This is a genomic window from Jatrophihabitans sp. YIM 134969 (assembly GCF_054456675.1).
The window spans coordinates 122,282-141,367 of record NZ_JBTJEQ010000002.1; the positions used below are offsets into that span (position 1 = coordinate 122,282).

General features: G+C 69.7%; 15 protein-coding genes, 1 pseudogene and 1 other annotated feature. Of the genes and pseudogenes, 5 read left to right on the plus strand and 11 right to left on the minus strand.

Annotation, left to right across the window (positions count from 1 at the left end; all coding sequences use genetic code 11):
• Positions 1–50 precede the first annotated feature (50 nt).
• Positions 51–1,298 (plus strand): annotated as a pseudogene (locus ACXR2U_RS01830) (IS3 family transposase).
• Positions 329–459, plus strand: a sequence feature (AL1L pseudoknot). It overlaps the preceding pseudogene by 131 nt.
• 332 nt (positions 1,299–1,630) lie before the next feature.
• Here the strand turns inward: ACXR2U_RS01830 and ACXR2U_RS01835 are convergent.
• Both ACXR2U_RS01835 and ACXR2U_RS01840 read right to left on the minus strand, forming a co-directional pair.
• On the minus strand, positions 1,631–2,278 hold the full coding sequence (locus tag ACXR2U_RS01835) for a DUF4839 domain-containing protein (protein ID WP_458823212.1): 648 nt from the start codon (positions 2,276–2,278) through the stop codon (positions 1,631–1,633).
• A 513-nt stretch (positions 2,279–2,791) separates the two neighbouring features.
• Entirely contained in the window at positions 2,792–3,646 is an 855-nt protein-coding gene (locus ACXR2U_RS01840) for a hypothetical protein (protein WP_458823213.1), read from the minus strand.
• Between ACXR2U_RS01840 and ACXR2U_RS01845 the strand changes: the two genes are divergently transcribed.
• Positions 3,582–4,685 (plus strand): hypothetical protein, encoded by a 1,104-nt coding sequence (locus ACXR2U_RS01845; RefSeq protein ID WP_458823214.1) that lies wholly within the window; start codon positions 3,582–3,584, stop codon positions 4,683–4,685. The two genes, ACXR2U_RS01840 and ACXR2U_RS01845, sit on opposite strands and share 65 nt — an antisense overlap.
• Positions 4,686–4,913: 228 nt before the next feature.
• Here the strand turns inward: ACXR2U_RS01845 and ACXR2U_RS01850 are convergent, their stop codons facing one another.
• The 6 genes from ACXR2U_RS01850 to ACXR2U_RS01875 form a co-directional block, all read right to left on the minus strand.
• Positions 4,914–6,902, minus strand: a complete 1,989-nt coding sequence (locus tag ACXR2U_RS01850; protein WP_458823215.1) for a hypothetical protein — start codon at positions 6,900–6,902, stop codon at positions 4,914–4,916.
• 74 nt (positions 6,903–6,976) lie between these two features.
• A complete protein-coding gene (locus ACXR2U_RS01855; RefSeq protein WP_458823216.1) occupies positions 6,977–7,396 on the minus strand; it encodes a hypothetical protein in 420 nt (139 codons plus the stop codon).
• Positions 7,336–9,069: a hypothetical protein gene (locus ACXR2U_RS01860; RefSeq protein WP_458823217.1), complete on the minus strand. Its 1,734-nt coding sequence runs from the start codon at positions 9,067–9,069 to the stop codon at positions 7,336–7,338. Before ACXR2U_RS01860 ends, ACXR2U_RS01855 begins: the two co-directional genes overlap by 61 nt.
• Positions 9,066–9,740: a hypothetical protein gene (locus ACXR2U_RS01865; RefSeq protein WP_458823218.1), complete on the minus strand. Its 675-nt coding sequence runs from the start codon at positions 9,738–9,740 to the stop codon at positions 9,066–9,068. Before ACXR2U_RS01865 ends, ACXR2U_RS01860 begins: the two co-directional genes overlap by 4 nt.
• A 575-nt stretch (positions 9,741–10,315) precedes the next feature.
• Complete coding sequence (locus ACXR2U_RS01870; RefSeq protein ID WP_458823219.1) at positions 10,316–11,470, minus strand: glycosyltransferase family 4 protein; 1,155 nt, start codon at positions 11,468–11,470, stop codon at positions 10,316–10,318.
• Positions 11,467–12,315: a PIG-L deacetylase family protein gene (locus tag ACXR2U_RS01875; protein WP_458823220.1), complete on the minus strand. Its 849-nt coding sequence runs from the start codon at positions 12,313–12,315 to the stop codon at positions 11,467–11,469. The genes ACXR2U_RS01870 and ACXR2U_RS01875 overlap by 4 nt, the downstream gene beginning before the upstream one ends.
• A 92-nt stretch (positions 12,316–12,407) precedes the next feature.
• Between ACXR2U_RS01875 and ACXR2U_RS01880 the strand changes: the two genes are divergently transcribed.
• From ACXR2U_RS01880 to ACXR2U_RS01890, 3 genes are read left to right on the plus strand one after another with little or no spacing between them, the layout of a single operon-like run.
• Entirely contained in the window at positions 12,408–13,142 is a 735-nt protein-coding gene (locus ACXR2U_RS01880) for an ABC transporter permease (RefSeq protein WP_458823221.1), read from the plus strand.
• A 48-nt stretch (positions 13,143–13,190) separates the two neighbouring features.
• Entirely contained in the window at positions 13,191–14,006 is an 816-nt protein-coding gene (locus ACXR2U_RS01885; RefSeq protein WP_458823222.1) for a COG4705 family protein, read from the plus strand.
• Positions 14,003–15,448, plus strand: a complete 1,446-nt coding sequence (locus tag ACXR2U_RS01890) for a hypothetical protein (protein ID WP_458823223.1) — start codon at positions 14,003–14,005, stop codon at positions 15,446–15,448. Before ACXR2U_RS01885 ends, ACXR2U_RS01890 begins: the two co-directional genes overlap by 4 nt.
• Here the strand turns inward: ACXR2U_RS01890 and ACXR2U_RS01895 are convergent.
• The 3 genes from ACXR2U_RS01895 to ACXR2U_RS01905 all read right to left on the minus strand — a co-directional run bounded on the left by ACXR2U_RS01895 (position 15,432) and on the right by ACXR2U_RS01905 (position 18,874).
• Positions 15,432–16,334 (minus strand): DMT family transporter, encoded by a 903-nt coding sequence (locus ACXR2U_RS01895; protein ID WP_458823224.1) that lies wholly within the window; start codon positions 16,332–16,334, stop codon positions 15,432–15,434. The genes ACXR2U_RS01890 and ACXR2U_RS01895 overlap by 17 nt on opposite strands.
• Before the next feature lie 147 nt (positions 16,335–16,481).
• Positions 16,482–18,089: a DNA polymerase Y family protein gene (locus ACXR2U_RS01900; protein WP_458823225.1), complete on the minus strand. Its 1,608-nt coding sequence runs from the start codon at positions 18,087–18,089 to the stop codon at positions 16,482–16,484.
• Complete coding sequence (locus ACXR2U_RS01905; protein WP_458823226.1) at positions 18,089–18,874, minus strand: hypothetical protein; 786 nt, start codon at positions 18,872–18,874, stop codon at positions 18,089–18,091. Before ACXR2U_RS01905 ends, ACXR2U_RS01900 begins: the two co-directional genes overlap by 1 nt.
• Positions 18,875–19,086: the final 212 nt, after the last annotated feature.

Consider the following 19,086-nt stretch of genomic DNA (forward strand, 5'->3'; position numbering starts at 1 on the left):
TCCCGCCCCGGGTCTGATGGAGGCTCTCAATCCACGGGAGGATGAGAGTCATGGGCGCACCGAGGAAGTACCCGGACGAGATTCGGAAGCGGGTGACGAGGATGGCGGTTGAGGCGCGGCGTGACCCGGCGACGCGGCCGGGGGCATTGGCGCGGATAGGCAAGCAGTTGGGGATCAACCCCGAGACGCTGCGCAACTGAATGAACCAGGCCGAGATCGACGGCGGCCACCGGCCGGGCACTAGCACCGATGTGGCGGCGCGGATCGCGTCGTTGGAGCGTGAGAACCGGGAGCTGCGCCGAGCGAACAAGATCCTCAAGACGGCGTCGGCGTCTTCGCAGCGGCGGAGCTCGACCGCCGACTGAAGTGATCGTGGCCTACATCGACGAGCACCGCGAGCGGTTCGGGGTCGAGCCGATCTGCAGGACCCTGCGGGCCTCAGGGATGCAGATCGCCCCGAGCAGCTACTACGCCGCGAAGACCCGGCCGCCGTCGATGCGCGCGGTCGCCGACGCCGCCCTGACCGAGGTGATTGAGCAGGTGCACGCTGACAACTTCGGGGTTTACGGCGCCCGCAAGATGCACGCGCAGCTGCATCGCGACGGGCATCGGGTCGCGCGGTGCACGGTCGAAAGGCTCATGAAGAGAAGGGGCCTGCGCGGGATCAGCCGCGCGAAGGGCCCCCGCACGACGGTGCCCGGAGCAGGTCCAGACACCCGACCGGATCTGGTTGACCGGCAGTTCGTCGCCGCCGGGCCGCGGCAGCTCTGGGTCGCTGACATCACCTACGTCCGCACGTTCGCCGGCTGGGTCTGTGCCGCGTTCGTGCTGGACGTGTTCTCCCGCCGGGTGGTGGGCTGGCAGCTGTCGCGCAGCCTGCGCACCGATCTCGCCCTCGACTGGAGATGGGATTGTGGGACGCCACCCGCCACGGCCACGACACCGACGGCCTGGTGCACCACAGCGACAAGGGCGTCCAGTACCTCGCCATCCGCTACACCGAACGCCTCGCCGAGGCCGGCGTCGTCGCCTCGGTCGGGTCTACCGGCGACTCCTGCGACAACGCGATGGCCGAGGCGTTCAACTCGCTGTTCAAGGCCGAACTGATCCGCAACAAGGGCCCGTGGCGGTCCACTGACGACCTCGAGATCGCCGTCGCCGAGTACATCGACTGGTTCAACCACCGACGCCTGCACGGCGAGATCGGGCTCATTCCACCGGTCGAGTTCGAGACCCAGCACTACGCTTCAATTACCGGTCCGGCAACAGCCGAACCGGCACTACCGAGCCTCCACTAAACCCGGGGCGGGACAAGACGGCCGCAACGGCGTCAAACCCGGTCATCCGCGCAGTGCGTCAGCCTCCCGGTCGATGCCGGTCGTCCAGCCCTAGCCCGCCAAGCCCATCCGCGGCCACGATAGCCGCTCCAGGGTGGGGTTGCTGCACGAGTAGGTGACACCTGATCTGTGGTGCCGCGAGGCGCCCAGCGTCCGCGCCAGTGCACTCAAAAGCCTCGATCTGGGCGCGCAGCCGAAGCGCCCGCCAGCGCCCAGACCGTTCGATCTGCGCGTGATCGGGTTCGATCTTCGATCGAGTTGACGGCCTGATGCTGCTAACGCTGGCAGTACCGCTACCGCGCCCGGGTTGAGACAGGAGTCAAGAAGAGCAGGCATTGAGTGCTGTTGTAGTCGCCCACCTCCGCCACCAGGTGCAACTTTGTGCCCTCGACGATGGAGTCCGGCACTGGGCCCTCGAAGTTCAGGTCGAGCGTCGGGTTCACGTCCTCGAACTTCAGGTTTGGTCCGCGGGAAGAGTTGACACCTTCGTCGCCTGGCGCGATCAGAACGTCGTAGCGGGTCTTTGCATCACCGTGGTTCATCAAGGAGGAGATGCTTCCGTCGAACTCGATCTGCTTTCCGGCGTACTTCGAGGCGAACGCCCCCACCGACGCATCGCATCCGTCTCCGACTTGCAGGAGCGCGGCCAGGTCCGGACTGTTGGCGACGGTGAGGGCCCCAGCGGCTGTCGGCGTGGGCGAAGAGGCGGGCGAGGACGACGACACCGATGCGGACGTGCTGGCGGTGGTGCACTCTCGTTCGATGGTGAGCTCCGGCTCGCTTGTCAACGCCTCACCTGCCGCCGGCACCTGGTTGCAGACTGTCCAGTTCGACTTCACCGCTACGCCCAGCGCCCCACCCCCGATGATCTTGATCTTGTCCGGGTCCCCTCCGGCGCTCTCGATGGCGTCCTCCGCTACGTCCAACTTCTGGCCCGTCACGGACGGCATGGTCTTCTGTGCGTCGGAGCCGGACTCGGTGGGCGAGGATGAAGATAGGCTCGAGCTGCAGCCGGCGACACCGGTGAGCAATACGAGGGAGACCAGCAGGTGAACGGCGCGCATGGGGACCTCCAGCAGCTCGACAGGACGGTGAGCTTAACTTCTCCTCGCAGTCCGCTTACCAGCGGCTGATTCGAGTCGGCTCCAAGACGGTCTGCGCGTCAGCACACGTAGGGACCGTGCGCCAGGTCATGGGTGACAATCCGGTCTCGCGCGCCATACAAAGAAGCCTCTTTCTGGGCGACTGGTCTTTAGTTCGGGGCGCGCACAGATTGTTCGATTCGGAGCGCACCGGTGACGGTCTTGAGCGGTGCTCGTCTCTAGCGGCTGTCGCAGGTGACTAGGACTCTCGCCACCAGAACCTGGCTCGTCGAGACCGAGGCGAGCCTGGTTCTGGTGCTGCCTCACGCAGCCGTGTCACGGATTGAGGATCGTCGGCGACACGGCACGCTCTCACCGTTTGAACTGCCGAGCGAGTCGCTCAAGCGTGGCGACCGCGTCCGGCTGCGCGAGTCGGATCTTGGGGTGCCGGCCGCCGGTGTCGACGTCCGGTTCCGCAGCGAGCACGCCGAGCAGATCCGCGCGCATCAGCCAGGCGAGGGTCGGAGTCAGGTTCAGGAAGTTCGTGCCGGTGGCGGGATCGTGGAACGAGACGTAACCCGAGCCGCCGTGAGCGGGCACGACGTACCCGGCATCGGTCAGGGCGCCGTACACGGCCATGTGAACGTCGCGGTCGCCGCGATGGGCGCCCAGAGCTTCGATCCGGGCCAGCGTCTCGTCGTCGTCCGGGTCCGCCATCCCCGATGGCAGTGGTTCATCTAAGGCGTTAAGTAGAGCTCGTTGCGCAGCGACAGCGACCTCGAGATCGAGGGGTTGCATCGTCACCGTGTCCACCACCGTCAGTCCGGCATCCACGTACCGTTGCCATCCAAAGGCTGGCGAGTCCAGCTGCTGGTGCTCGTCCTTTGTCACCACACACGCGACCGCGAGCTTCAGGTAGCCGCGCATCTTGTCCGGCTCGGCGGTAATCCGGTCGATCAACCACGCACGCTGCACCACGTGCTCGTGCTGGATCGTGACCGGCGCCGAATCCAAGACGGCCGGCGTGCGGTACCGGATCGCGAACTTGTACTTGGCGTGGAACTCGGTGTATCTCCAGAGGGCTGCGTTCAGCAATGCGCGTAGATCGTCGGCGCGCAGATCAGCTTGCAGCAGAGCCTCGACGGCGCGTACGACGCTCGCCTTGCGTTCGTCGACGTCCGGGACGGCGAATGGCGCTCGGCTGGCCCTGATCCTGTTCGTGACCACGAGCGCAGCATCCTCCACGACTCGTGGTTCAGGCGAGCTGCGACCCCGGTCGGCGCCCGTTGTGTCGGGTCAGCTGCAGCGGGCGCGCCATCCGCGATACGTTGACGAAAGCGTGTACGCCGAGCGTGCAGCGGTCGAGCGGAGGGAAGGCGGCGTCGAGGTGGCGGTTCCGTACCCGGGCACGGAGGCGAGGGTCCGCAGCCAGAACCGGGATCACCTCGACGCGATCGCTACCCGCTACATCGAGCAGTACCTCGACCGGACCGTCACCTGGGACGAGGTCAAGCTTCACTTGGAGACGCAGCACGGGCGGTCGAGTGAGGAGTCGGCGGACGGCCTTCTGCGAGCCGTGCTCGATCTCGAGTGGACCGGAGCCATCCAGTACGACGTCGACCGGTTCCGACGACCGGGCCTGCCGAGCGACGCGGGGTACGCGCCGTTGCCGGAGGTGGCCGACGCCGTCCTCGGCCTCGGGTGGCCCAGACCGAGCGACGGCAAACGCAGTCGCAAGATTTACGACTGCTTCGTCGAGCTGGGCGGTCGCTACCGACACTGCGACGTCTACTGGGCCATGCACGAGGTGCTGAAGGGCAAGCGGCTCGCCTGCCACCGCGCCTACTGGTCGCGGATGGGTGAGGCGGCGATCCTCGCCGACCCCACGTTGGACGTGGCGGCACGAGTCGAGCTCGAGCAGATCGTCGAGGCTGAGCTCTGCGCCGAGTACATCGCGACGCTTCCTCACCGCGTTGAGCGCGAGTACCGACTCGACGATCGTCGTGCCGACATCTTCGACCGTGAGCGCCGGCTCATCATCGAAGCCAAGGCCTACGTGGACGACGTCGTCGTGCTCGGCGCCGTGGGGCAGGCCATGCTGTACCGGACGATCGCCAACCGTGACGCTGACCTCGTCGACCGGGTCGCGATCCTGCTCCCGGGTGAGCCGTCCCCACTCGCGCGGGAGGTCGCCAGGACGCACGAGCTGAGCGTCGACGTCATCTGGCGTAAGGGCGGCACGTTCCGCCAGGAACCGTTCGAGTAGCGTCCGCCGGCCGAGCCGATCCGACGGACGCCGACCGCGTCAACGTGAACGAGCCCGTACGCCTCGATCTGGGCGGCGGAGTCGGTTGTCATCGGCTGTACAGAACTTCTGCTCGGTATGCGACGTGTCGCGGTCGAAGCAGGGTCTGGGTGACCGGCGCCGAGCGGCTCATCAACGTACGACCCATCATCGCCAACCAAACCTGAGCCGATGATCGCCAGGGGCTCGTCACATCGACGATGGGCTGGTCCGCCCACCCGACAGCGCCAGCGCGACGACGTGCCGAATGCCACCAGCGTCATCGGTCACCTCGACGACCTCGACGTTCTCGCTCAGGTGCCCAGGCACCGACTTGGGCTTGAGGATCTTCAGCACGAGCAGGAAGCCAACGCGTGGATCGGTGCTCTGGTAGGCCGCGCTCTGGCGTTGATAGGCAAACTTGTCTGCCAGCGGAACAGCCGTACTGTCGGCCTTGAGCTCTACGTAGAGGTTGAAGCCGGCGAATGCGAACTCAATGTCGACCCGTCCGCCGCCCACACGGCGAACCTCGGTGCGGACGGAACCGAGCTGGCCACAGCCGACCAAGTAGTCCTGCACATCGCGGGCAAGGTCTTCCTCGCTGGCGTCTTGGTTGAACAAGTATGAACGCATCGAGGACGTCGCCCGCTCGCGTGCGTAGAGGAAGCTGACGAGCAGGCTGCTAACGAGATCCACTGCCGGGGCCACATCCGGCATGTCTCGATAATCAGCGGAGCCTGCAAGCCCGTCGTGGATGATCTCGAGCACGGCGTCCACGACCAGCGACCCGGTCGTCTGACGCGCCAAGGATGCCCGGGCCATCGCCTCGCGTACGACGCCGGCCACAGCTTTGTCAGCCGGCGAGTCCGACAACGGTGAATCCGCGTCGACGCCGGCTGAGCGTTTTGGGTCGGCATCACCGGCGCGTGTTCGTTCAGCGACAACATCGAGCAGGTTGCGAGCGATAGGCAAGTCAGCCAGCTGCTGCTCGCTCGCAACGCCGGTGTCGGCGAGCTTGTCCAGCTCGGCGGTGTAGGCGGCCAAATGATGGAGCAGCGCTGCCCGCGCTGCGAAGCCGGACTCAATCATCGGCGCGACAACGTCCAAGACGGCTGCGCTGTCCTCGCTGCGGCGGAACGCGCGCATGGACCGGGTGGTCCGGTACAGGTCGACGATGTTCTCCAGGACTGCGGCCGCATGCAGCCAGCTCGGCTCCGCCAGGCGCTCCCGCGCGTACTCCAGTGCAGTGGCGAGCTTGGCCCACGCGACATGGCCGGCGGCGACCCGGGAGCCGACCCAGTGGTTCACGCCCGGGTCCAGCCACGCGTGCTCGGCGACCGCCACGTGGATCCTGTCAATGAGGACGGTGTCGGTGATCGACGCCGTCAACAGCAGATCTGTGATCAGGGCGGCAATCGCGTCCAGCACCTCAGAATCGGAGCGGTCGTCGTGGGCGAGCGCTGGCGCGAGAAGACGCCGAGCTCGATCCAGATGTTCGACGGCTTGGTCGCGGGCCTGCGAGCGAAGCGCCCGAAGGATCTCTACCCGCGCTATGGCCGAGGCGAAGTCGGACTCCTGCTCATCCGCCGGCTTGCTGGGACCGGTGTGCGAGGGCAGCGGAGCTGCGATACCAGCGAGACGCTCTAGGCACACAAGCAGGTCGACACTCTCGGGCCACGCCTCTATGCACGCCAGTACCGAGCGGGCCGCCGACCGTGACCAAGGCGTGGGGGCCGGGCCGGCGATTCCAGACAAAACCGATAGCAAGTCGTACCGGACGCTGAACCCGCCCAGGCGCAGTCGGGTCGCGACAGCAAGCGCATCCGCCGCACGCTGAATTTGCCAAGCATCCGCGTCGGCGGCGGGAGGACCGCCCTGGGCCAGCAGCTGCGACGCGAGTAGCGAGCCGTTGAAGGTCAGTGTCGCCGCGCTGGCAACTAAGGCGTCGAGTGCGTCGGCGAACACGGACGGGGAGTCAGTCGCTAGAACCGTCTGGCACAGCGCGGTTAGCACCGCAGGCTCCACGTGGTCGGTGCTGGCGTGCGCGCACAGCATGCTGGCGATGGCCGGCAGCCGCGGATGGCCGGCCAGCACCGCAAGCGCATCGGTGAGAACAGCGTCCTCGGGCATATCCGACCGCTCGAGCGCACGACCCCAGGGCAGGCCATCAACGAGATCGAGCAACTGCTCAGGTGTCATCGCCGGTCCCTCCTGCTCCCCTCACCATCACCGCGATGGTGCCGCACAGAGGCGGCATTGCCATCGTCTGCGCTTCACCACACGAAGGCCGTGCCCCGAGCAATACGGAGCCGTGGCGTATCGAGTAGCTCCACGAGCGAGTTGACGTGCCGTGTCGCGACAACGACCTGAATGTCGGAGGCGGTCGCGGCTTCGTTGAGAGAGCCAATCATGGTGTCGAAGTCATCGTCATCCATCTCCTCCGAACCTGGCGAGTCCACGAACAGCAGCCCCGGATGCCGCCCAACGCCGGAAGCGTGCGCCTGCTCGATGAGCGCGATCGCGGTCGCCACCTTGAGCCGGAGCATCTCGCCGCGCTCGCACTTGGAGAATGACGTGTCCTGTCCGCCGGTGGTGACCTTCATCCGGGCGCCACCGTCCAGGCTGACCGCGGTTAGGTTCGACATGCCGAACGAACGCGCCAGGTCGGTGATGCGCGTTGAGAGCGTCTCCAACCGGTCACGCTGGGGGGTAGTGACCCACCCGGTCGTGATCTTCTCCGCTGCGTCAAGCACCTCGACGGCAATGCTTCGCTGCTCCATGTCGGCCGCGTCGGGAGCGGTCGGCGCGGTTTCCGGGCGCAGCGCCTGCGCAACACCTCAGCCCGTGCGAGCGCGATCTCGGCGTCGCGGCGTGTCTGAGCGAGCTGCGACTGTCCTGAGGCGGCGGAGATGACTGTCGCTGTCGCCTCACGGCGGTCGGTGAGCGCCTTCAGCTCAGCGCGTCGCTCCGCCAACCGGTCGGCCGCGTCCGCCAGGGCGCTCGAGAGCGCAGCAATGTCGTCGACAACGTCTTCGTCCTCCCCGTCATCGGTGTTGGCTGCGTGCGTGTGCACGCCGAGCGCACCGGTCACCGGACCTTCGACCGAGCCGAACTGGCCGTTTGCAGGCGCAGTCGCGACCATCGTTGCCGCGCCGGTCAGCTCACCGTGCGCAAACGCATCCAGGTCTAGCTCGGTAACGCACACTGAGCAGGAGTGCCCGCTCGCCTCCTGCGCGCGACGTTCGCTAGTCACGGGCGCCGAGCACCGTGGGCAAACCGTGGGACGCAGCTGCTGGAAGAACCGGCGTGCGAGCACGTCCTCGTAAGCGGCGTTGGTGGCGATCTGCGCGAGCTTGAGGTCTTGGCCGATCCGGTCGTGATGAAGCTTGGCTTCGGTAGTGAGCGTAGTCGCGGTCTGGATCTGCCCGTCCAGATCGGCGACCGACGTCAGTGCCGCCTCGACATCGGCGATGGCCTGCGTGGGCGCGGGCAGCGCCCGGAGCGTGGCCTTGGCCTGCTCGACTGCCTGCTCGGCGACGGCGAACGAAGTCGAGCCGGCCTTGACTGCGGCGGCAACCTGCGCTTCCAGCTTGATTAGCTCCGTCTTGGCGACCGAATGTGCACTGGCTGCCTCCGCGCGGGCGGCGGCCCATTCAGAGCCGACGAACATTTGCAGAAGCCGGCTCGGCAGGCCGCCGAACTTCGTGTCGCCGAGCAGCAGATCGAGCGAGTCGCCGCGCACCACCAGAGCACCGGCGTACGTCGGCCACGAGTGCGTCGTTCGCTTGCCCTCCTGCGTGGCGGCGATGGCCGAAAGCGACAGCGCGCCCATCATGACCGCGCCCATCGTGTCCTCGAACTCCGCGTCGTCTTTGAAGCTGCCCTGATGGGTCCAGTTCTCACCGTGTCGCCGGGCCAGAGTCCCGGTGGGCACACCGTCGGCCACCTCGAAGGACAGCCGGTAGCTGACGGAGTCGATGGCGAAGTCGACCTCGACCTGCCGGATCCACTTTCGCACGTCCTCGCGCAGGTCGCAGCGTCCTCGCAGCGCCCACAGCAGGATGCGGGTGATGCTCGACTTGCCCCGCAAGTTCTTCTCGCTGCCGACCCCATGAAGGCCAGAGGCGAAGTCCCACATGAACTCCACGGTCACGTCCTCGGTGTATCCAGCGTCGGCGTCCTCGGTGCCGTCGGCGTGCACACCGGTCAGGTGCTTGATGGCGCTGAACCGCAACGAACCCAGACGCAGCCGGGCGGCGGCCGAGGGCTTCGGTGCGGTCGACACGTGATGAGCAGCGAGGATCTTGTCCACGTCGGCGACATCCATTTCGAGCTTGGCCGCGACCTCCTGTCCGAGCGTGCTCATGCCGAACCACTCCTCTCCGCAGCGTCCACACCGACGGCGAGCTCGCCGAAGTCCTCGTCCAATCGCCTGCGAACCTGCTCCTCGATCGACGAGATCGGCTGGCCCCAGCGCGCCGCCGCGTACTCCTCCTGCGCGTACTGCCGTTCCTTCAGCTTGTTGCCGGAGTCGCCACCGGCCACCTGGCACACGAGCTGCGCCTGCGTCACGTACCAGGACAGTCCCTGAGCGGTGGCCAGAGTGTCGGCCGCGACCGCACCGTCATCCGTGAGAAAAAATGAGTTTTGCAGGCTCCTCGGCGGCGTTCCCTTGCGCTGGATTCTTGCCAGTCCGTACGTCTCGAGCAGTGACATCGCGTCATCGACGGCCTCGTAGGCGCCGTAAAACCACTTGGGCATCGGGTAGTGGTGCAGCTGCGGCTCCGACTCGGTTAGCAGATCGCGCGCCGTGGATACCCAGGCCTCGCCCAGCGTGCCGACGAGGACCAGATTGAGTATCTCGTCGGCGAGGTAGTCGGGGTTGCGCAGCCAGAAATCTAGTGCCTGCAGCCGCTTCTCGGCGCGAATGACACCGGACATGCCCGCCGGGTCGACGCCTCCGAGCTGCTCAGAGCAAACGCGCAGCAGCACCAGCAGCCGCAGCGCATGCTGCGTCCTGGTTGCACTCTGCCCCATGGCCCCGCCTCCCTGTGCAACGCAGAGCAAAGTGACCTGCGCAGACGGCAGCATCGCACAGCCGACACCTGGCACTAGGTAAACCGCACCGCACGGGCGGTCCGCCTTTTCGCAAACCGAATGCGGTGCGCGAGCGGAAATGTGCTACAGCCGGTGCTACTCGACGGCTGAACCGTACGCAGTGGGCGGCGCAACGCTTGGACACCGGTGATCCGCGATTGGTCAACTAAGCGCACGGCATACGTGGCATTAAGCTGCTCACAGCTGACGCACAGCAAGTCACGGCGCGCTCCGCGCTGGTCGGTCAACTGAAACGGCAAGTCGAAAGTTGAAGGACTGTGGGCCGGCGCACGATCTGCGTGGTAACGCCCTGTCGTGCTCTGTAGTTATGTGCCAGCAGACGACAGTCATTGTTCGTCAGACGAGCGCACGTATTCGGCGTTCTGTCTGCCCTGCGGACTTTGCAAGCACCGCTCGGCCCCGCTCGCGTGAACGTCGCCGCACTGCGTGTAGTGGCGGTCATCAGCCATGGGTGATCCAGACGGCGCCGGAGGGTCCACGGCCTCCCGACGTTCTCAGGCGACTTGGTCAGTCACCGGTACGTGGATCCCGAAGCCAGGAAGGTCGATCGGGGCCGCGGTGACCACGCCACGGGTCTGCGACATCGCGCGGTCGTAGAGGCGGTCGACGGCAACGGTCGCCACAGTTTCATCCAGTGGTGGCGGGCGGTGTCGTGCGCTCGTCTTCGCTGCGCGGACCTCCGCTGGTCTGCCGGCCAGGGAGCGCAACATCTCTCCGAGTGCAGCGTCGTCGTCGGCGAACCAGCCGTCGACGCCGTCTGCGATGAAGTCCGAGACACCGGTTCCCCCCCGAGCGAGGACCGGGAGTCCTGCCGCACGGGCTTCCAGGGCGGCGATCCCGAACGACTCGAAGGGTGACGGCGCCACGAACAGGTCGACCTGGTGCAGGGTGCTCCGGATGGCGCCCTGCGCGCAGGCGCCCAGCAGTTGGATCCGGTCCTCCAGTCCGCATCGGTGGGCGAGGTGGGCGATGGCTCGGCGCTGCGGACCCGCGCCGATCACCGCGACGTCCAGGTTCCTGGGCCAGTCCGACGCGAGCGCTCGGAGGAACGGCAGCACCCGCTTGCGATGCGCCAGACGTCCGACCACCGCAGCCGTGACCCGGCCGTTGGTGCGGACGGGCGACGGCGACGGGTTGGCCCACCACGTGGTGTCGACGGCGTTCGGCACCACGTCGACGACTCTCCCGAAGGCGAGTGTCGCTCGCACCCGGGTCGCCGCGGCCCGGCTCACGGCCGACCAGGCCACACCGGCGGTGTCGAGACCAGTGAGCCGCACGGCAGTTCGCGCCAGCGCGGGGGAGTTCGGCCACATGGAGTGGACGGTCACCGCGAGCGGTAGTCGCACCGATCGCACCAACATCGCAGACCGGACCGTGCCCGGCGACAGCACCGACAGGTGCGCGTGGAAGACGTCGGCGTCCATGTCGTCGACGCGCAGCGGCAGGGCGCGCAGTCGGCTGACGGGATGTGACGAGCGGCGCACGACGACACCGTTCTCGATCCGGTGCACCGGACCGGACGCTCTGAGGCCGCTGACCACGGTGACGTCGTGACCCGCGGCCGCCTGCAGCGTGGCGAGCCGCGCGATCTGACGCTCGATACCCCCGACGATCGGGGCGTACGTGTCGGTCAGGTGCACGATCTTCACGGGGTCGGCCCCGGTGCGACGGCGAACAGGTCCGCGAGCGGTCGCCGGCCCGGCAGGGCGCCGGGTTCCGCGAACCACTCCGTGCCGGCGACGAGGTGGAACAACGGGAGGGGCAGACGCGACAGCAGTTGCACCGTACGAACCGCGGTGTCCGCACCCTGCATCTGCGACGCGTGGCACCGCAGGGCACGCCGCTTCAGGGGTGCCGCACGTCGGGCCCGCACACGGTGGGTGATCTGACCGGGATCGCAGTACCAGTCGAGCGCGGAACGGGGATCCACGCCGTCCGGAAGCAGGTGGAACCGACCCGCGAGGCGCATCCCGCGGTCCAGCCATGTCCGATCGACCGTTGCATGAAGCAACCGTGTACCGGATCGCTGCGCGGCGACCTCGGCAACGGTGTGGACATGGCGGTGATCGGGATGCCCGTATCCGCCCTCCCGGTCGTACCCGAGCAGCAGGTCAGCGTCCTCCTCCCGCAGCACCTCGCACACCCGATCGGCGACGACGCCGACGTCGATCTGGCAGAAACCGTCGGGTTCAGCGCCCGTACTGCCGCTGTCGGTGTAGCCGAGCCGGACGATCCGGTGCACGCCGAGGACCGAGGCGGCCTGTGCGAGCTCGGTCGTACGGCGGGCACCGAGGTCGCCCGTGCTGGCGCCCGTCAGGCCGTTCCCGCCGTCGGTCGCGACGATGAGCACCACCCGGTGCCCGTTCGCCGACAGGGTCGCGAGGGTGCCGCCGGTGAGCAACGACTCGTCGTCCGGATGAGCGTGCAGCGCCACGACCACCCGCGACCGCCCCCGGGGAGGCCTCGTCCGACGACGACCTCCGAGGGTGGACACGACGTGACGCTAGGAGGGCTCCGATGTAGCGCACGTGTAGCTCAGCGCGGCGTCCTCCCCTCGGGCCGGGCGGCAGATGCGAGGGTGCCGGTGTGGAAGCGTGGAGTCGGATGGCGTTGGGTGTCGCGATCCTCCTGGTCGTGGCCACCGTTGTCGGCCACCGGGCACGCCTCGGCGTCTCGCGGGCGCAACTCACCGCGAGTGCGCGGGCGGTCGTGCAACTCGCCGTCGTCGCCACGGCCCTGCGTGGGGTGTTCGCCCAACCGGCTCTCACCGTCGTGGTCGTCGCGGTGATGCTGTCGACCGCGGTGGTGACGGCAGCGCGTCGACTGCAGGGCTCGGAACGCGCGTGGACCGCGGTGGTGCTCGGCTGCGTCGCAGGATCGACCGTCACCGTCGGGGTCATCGTGGGACTGCCCACGCTCGACCGGGACGTCCGCACGCTCGTCGCGGTGTCGGGCATCGTCATCGGCGGCACGATGACCGCCGCCACCCTCGCCGGCAGGCACCTCCGGGAAGGTCTGCTCCGGCGGCGTGACGAGGTGGAGGCGTGGCTCGCGATCGGCGCCACACCACGGGAGGCCGTCCGCGACGTCGCGAGGGCCGCGGCCGCGGAGGCGTTGGTGCCGGGGCTCGACCAGACCCGGACGGTCGGGCTCGTGACGCTCCCGGGCGCCTTCGTGGGTGCGTTGCTCGGTGGTGCGTCCCCCGTCGCGGCCGCCGAGTTCCAGCTCGTCGTGCTGATCGGTCTGCTGTGTGCGCAGGTCATCACCGCGACGATCGTGGTGAGGGTGCAGGGAGCACCGTCGCGGCTCCCGGTGCCCTGACCTGTGGTCTTCACGGGTGATACACGTCGGTTCGCGAGGCTGCCGCGCATGACGACACCCCGCACCGTGCGTTCGGCTCGGACGACATCCCCGGCCGGGCAGCTGCTGAACAAGGTCCCCGAGGTCACGGTCTTCTTCTGGATCGTGAAGATCTTGTGCACCACGGTCGGGGAGAGCCTCGCCGACTACGTCAACGAGACCCTCGGGGTCGGCCTGACCGGGACCACGGTGTTGTTCGGGGTCGCGCTGGTGGCGGCGCTGGTCGCGCAGTTCTCGGTGCACCGGTACGTACCCGCGATCTACTGGACCGTCGTCGTGCTGGTCAGCGTGGTCGGAACCCTGCTCACCGACAACCTCACCGATGCCCGCGGCGTGCCACTGTGGCTGAGCACGTCGGTGTTCGCGGTCGTTCTCGTCCTGGTGTTCGCGGTCTGGTACCGACGCGAGGGAACGCTGTCGATCCACAGCATCACGACGCGCAGCCGTGAGGCCTGGTACTGGCTGGCGGTGCTCGTGACGTTCGCCCTTGGCACCGCGGCCGGCGACTGGACCCTCGACCTCACCGGCTGGACGCCGGGTGCAGCGGTGCTGTTGCCCGCCGGACTGATCGTCGCCGTCGTGGCCGCCTGGGGTCTGGGCGCCGGACCGGTGCTGTGCTTCTGGTTGGCCTACATCCTGACGCGGCCGCTGGGTGCGAACCTCGGTGACTACTTCGGACTCGACCCGGCCGACGGTGGCCTCGGCCTCGGCACCCTCGCCACCAGCCTCATCTTCCTGGCCGTCATCCTCGCGGTGGTCCTGTTGCTCACCTTCACCGGACTCGACCGGACCGAACGGGACGACGCCGCGACCCGCTCACGGTGAATCCCAGCAGGTTGCGCGGCGCCATCGTCCCGGTCATCGCCGCGCTGAGCGCGTGCGCCGCGATGGCCCGGCGGCAGCCGTTGTCGTGGGACGAGTCGGTGACGGTCGCGGTGTCGACCCGGCCGGTGCACGCGATCATCGCGACGACGCACCACACCGATGCTGTGCTCGGTCTGTACTACGTGTTCGTGCACGGCTGGGCGTGGTTCCTGGTGTCGATCGGTGTCCGCCCCACGGAGACGTGGTGGCGGCTTCCGAGCGCGGTGGCCGCCGTGGTCACATGCGTGGTGGTCGCGTCGATCGCGCGGCGGCACGCCGGGGTGGTGGCCGGCGTGTGGGCGGGCGGCCTGCTGGCCGTCCTGCCGCTGTTCGCGTTCTACGCGGCCGACGCCCGTCCTTACACCCTCGCCGCGTTGGCGGTCGTCTCCGCGTGGGCCGTGTGGACCCGACCCAGCCCGGACAGATCGTTGCGCTCTGCAGCGGTCGTCGTGCTGCTGCTGGCGACCGCCGCCTGGCTGCAGCTGTTCACCGTGCTGGTGTGGCCGGCTTTCCTGATGGCGGGTGGCCGGCGGTCGCGGGGCCGGGCCGTCTCCGTGCTCGTGCTGGCGGCGTGCGCCGTGGCGCCGCTGGTCGCGATCGCGGCGCGGCAGGGCAGTGAGATCGGGTGGATACCGCCGGCCAGCGCGTTGCAGGTCACGAGCGTCGCACTCCGCGTGGGTGGGGGAGTCGCGGTCGTGGTCCCGCTGCTCGCCGTTGCCGTGGCGGCCCTGCGGGTACGCCCGCTGCGCCTCAGCGGCACGCGGCTTGCGCTGGGCTGGTGGTGCTGCGGGCCGCTGGTGGTGTTGACGGCCGTCGATCTCGTGCGTCCGGTGCTCGTGGCGCGGTACGCGCTGCTGACCCTGCCCATGGTCGCGGTCGTCGTCGGTGTCGTGGTGGCCCGAGGGGCGCCGAGGCTGGCCGGGGTGCCGGTGCGGGTGCTCGGCGCAGCCGTCCTGGTGGCCGCGGTCGTGACCTCGACGGTGCAGGGGATGCACCCGTGGAAGTACGAGGACTACCGCGGTGCAGCGGCCTTCGCACTCCACGAGGTGCCGACAGGAACGTCCGTCGTGTTCGCGCCGTCGTCAGCCCGGCTGGGGTTCGACCTGTACGCACGGCGCGGTGCGCTTCGAGACGTGGCGCTGCCGGGCGGGGTCGGCACGGACCCTCTGGCGATCGACCAGCAGACGCCGTCGTTGGTGCGCGAGAAGCTCGCCCGTACCTGCCGGGTCGTCGTCGTCGGCGACGCCGTGCGGGTCGACCCCGCGCACACGCGGAACGCCGAGGGAACGGAACCCTCCGTCGTGGACGACTGGGACATCGCCGCCGAGCGCCCGTTCGGCGCGGTGTCGGTGACGGTGATGACCAACCCGGTCTGCGCGCCCCCACTCACGACGACCGGCTGATCCCGACAGGATGCGGCACGTGCCCCGGCCGCGGCGTCTCCGCGACGCGGGTCGAACTCCGGGTCAAGGCGGTGACGGCTGCGACGAGCACGCCCGACAGTGCGACGAGCGCGGCCGACGCCAGCGCTCCGTTCCGCATCGCCTCGTCGAAGACGACCACCCCGATGGCGACGCTCGCCAGGGGGTCGACCGACGCGATGACCGGCAGACTGGCGGACAACGGCCCGGACTGGAAGGCCAGCTGGTTCAGGAACATCGCCGCAGCCACGAGGCCCACCAGGACGTACAGCTGCCAGCTGGCGCCCACGGCGAGGACACCGTGCCGCGCGATCGTGGTCAACGACTTGAGCATCGCCGCTGTCGACGCGTTCACCAGCCCGACCGCGACTCCGAGCACGACGGCCGAGCCTCCGCGCCCCCGCCGCCGGCGGGCGACCACCACGCAGGACCCGACGAGCAGGAGACCGCAGGCCGCCACGGCCACGGCGGGTCGTACGTCGACCGCCGAGGTACCGACACCTCGTCCGGTCGGTCCGACCCCGGCGACGACGAGGAACGCGCCGAGCGTGGCCGCGAGGACGGCACCCCAGACGATCTCGGCCCGTCGCACCCGACCGCCCGACCCAGCGCGGAGCACCAGGGCGATCACGAGCCCACTGACGAGCAGGGGTTGCACCACCGACAGCGCGCCGCGGCGCAGAGCGAGGATCTGGAGGGAGGCGCCGACCAGGTCGACGACGATGCTCAGCAGCCAGAGCCGGTGCGTGATCGTGGCGCGCACGAAGCGGGCGACCGCTTGGCCGGACAGGTTCCCCGCGTCGGGCACCTGGCCCGCGCTGACGTGTTTGAGGTTCGCCGCGATGGCGTACGCGGTTGCTGCCCCCACAGCGAGAACGACGACCGACGCGCCCACCACAGCAGCCGCCTCCTCAGGGCCGCGTCCGGCGCGCGGTGGTGTCGAGCCTGCCGACCCGACGTGTACGGGCCGTGTGGCCCCCAGGCGCGGGGTGTCAAGCGTTGCCAGCTGCAACGATCAGTCGTAGACGGCGTCGAGGGTCCAGGTGACGTCCGGGCCGGAGCGGGTGTGGGTGGCGAGGTAGGCGCGGCCGTGGACGTCCACGAGCTGGAACCTCGCCCGCAGGCCGGAGACCGAGAGGGCGGACGACGGGTCCCACCAGCGTTCGTCGACCGGCCAGGGTCCGGCCCACGACGTGATGGGCCAGGAATCGGCGGCGGATCGGAGCACGGCGGGGATGCCGGCCACGGCGCCGCGGTCGGTGACGGTGATGGTGCGGCCGGCGGAGTCCGTCACCGCGACGGGGCGCGGGGGATCGAGCAGGACCGTCGGGTGGGGCGCGGGGAGTGAACCGGGCCAGGGGGCGGCGGGGGAGCGTGACGGGGTGGGTTCGTCACCCCACGGCACCAACTCGGAGCGGGCGGCGGGATCCCGGCCACCGGCCACGACCGGCACCAGGACCGAGCCGTGGCCGAGGAGGGTCTGCACGCGGGCGAGGCCGCGGTGGGCGCGTTCGTCGTCGGCGCCGCTGCCGCCCCAGAGCGACTGCTGGTGCGTTCCGGTCGGCACGGTCTCGACCGGCGCGAGCGCGACCCGCACGATCCCGCCGGTGGGGCGGCGGTGACCGCCGTACGACGACACCGCCCCGGCGTTCACCCCACCCGAGAGCCAGCCCTCCAACTGCCAGCGCACGCGGTCGAGCACCTCGACGCTGCCGAGCACGCCGGTGTGGCGCCAGCGGCGCACGGATTCCTCGCCGTTCTCGGTGATCGCGGTGACCTCGAGGCAGGTGCAGGCGAGGCCGTGCGCGCCGAGGTCGGCCACGAACTGCTCACCGAGACCGCGCACGGAGAACGCGACGGTGTCGACCCGGTCGACCGGCGGGTCGAGGTCGACCGACACCGTGAACCCGGTCGGGGGGCGACGGCCCGCGACCGGACGGTCGTCACGCCCGCCCGCCTGCTGGTGCGCCCACGCGCCGTCGGGGCCGAAGCGGGCGAGGACGTCGGCCGCCGGCAGGGCGGCGAACGCACCGAGGGTGCGGATCCCCAACCGCACCAACAGATCCACGAGTGGGGAGTCGCCGGAGGGGTCGATGGTGGCGACCGGGAGATCGGCGAGGAACGCGGGGGAGCCGCCGGCCTCGATGAGCACGCCCTGCCGGGCGGCCTGCACCGCGGCGAACGCGCCGTCGGCCGCACCGATGACGACGTCGCTCGCGAGTTCCCCGGCCGACGCCCCGATCGCGGTGGTCAACGCGTGCAGCACGGCGTTCTCGCCGCCGAAGTAGCGGGTCGGGCCGGTGAGGGTGACGGTCGCGAGCCCCGGCCGCACCACCTCGACGCCGGGGGCGATCGACTCCATGGCCTGCGCGATCGGCTCGAACGCGCGGACCTCGGCCAACTCCGCGCGGGCGAGGACGGCGAGCTCGGGGCAGCGGCCCTGCGCCTCGCGCCGCCGCAACCCGCGCCGGATCCCCGCCCGGCGGGCGGCGTGCGAGCAGGCCACCACCCGGTTCGCGACGACCACGGCGGCGGGCGCCTCCGGGTCGATCCCGGCCTCGGCCACCGCCGCGGTGACCGGCCAGTCGGGGCACCACACCGCCGCCACCCGTGGGACGTCCACTAGCCGACCTTGCGCAACGGGGTGGGCACCGCGACCGGCGGTGCCACCGGCTCGACCCCACCGGACGGTCCGGGCAGCCACAACGGCAACGGCGGGGACGGCGCGCCCCGGCCGTGGCTGCGCAGGTCGACCCGGCGCGCCCGCAACCGGCCGTGCCCGCGCGAACCCGCGCCGGCCGGCGCGTCGTGCCCGGCCCACGCCACGTGGTCGGCCGACAACCGGACGTCGAGCCCCGGCCACCCGATCCCGCCGGGGGTGAGGACCACCAGGACCGCACCACGGGAACGGGCGCGGGCGGTCAGCCGGCGGACGTCGCCGTCGGGCAGCCGGCCCGGAGGCCGCACCACGACGAGGTCGACGGCGTCGACCAACGCCCCCACCGCGGTGGTCCACCCGGCCGTCGCCGAGCCGCGGGTGAGGGACGCGGCGGGGACGACGGCCACCCGTGACAGCTCGAGACCGAACCCCTCGACCGCCTCGGCGGTGAGCGGAGGCAGGCCGACGAGCGCGCACCAGGACCCGGCCGCGACGGCGGCTCCGACGAGCGAGAGGGTGAGGGAGGTCGAGGCGACCCCGCCGGCGACGCCGACCGAGGTCCCGCGCCGCAACCCCCCGGGCAGCAGCGGCGCGAAGGCCGGGTCGACCGGCAGTGCCGGACGGGCCCGGACGGCGGCGGCGGACAGGTCCGGGGCGGCGCCGGGGGCGATCCGCCCGGCCCGGCGCACGGCCTCGGCGAGGGCAGCCGAGACGTCGGCGGGGGAGTCCACCGCGAGCGCCGACGTCATCCCGGAAGTATCGAACACTCGTTCGGCAGGCGCAAGTCCGGCTGCCGGTCCATGGGGTCCACCGCCGGTCGGAGAGGCTCAACGGCCGAGCTTCCTGGAGCCGAACGGTCGGCAGCGCCGCGATCCACCCCTGCGTCCGGTGGCTCGAAAGGCTTACAGGCCCGTGCTGGTGGGGTCGAGACCCTTGACAGCCGAGCGAGTGAAGTTAGTGT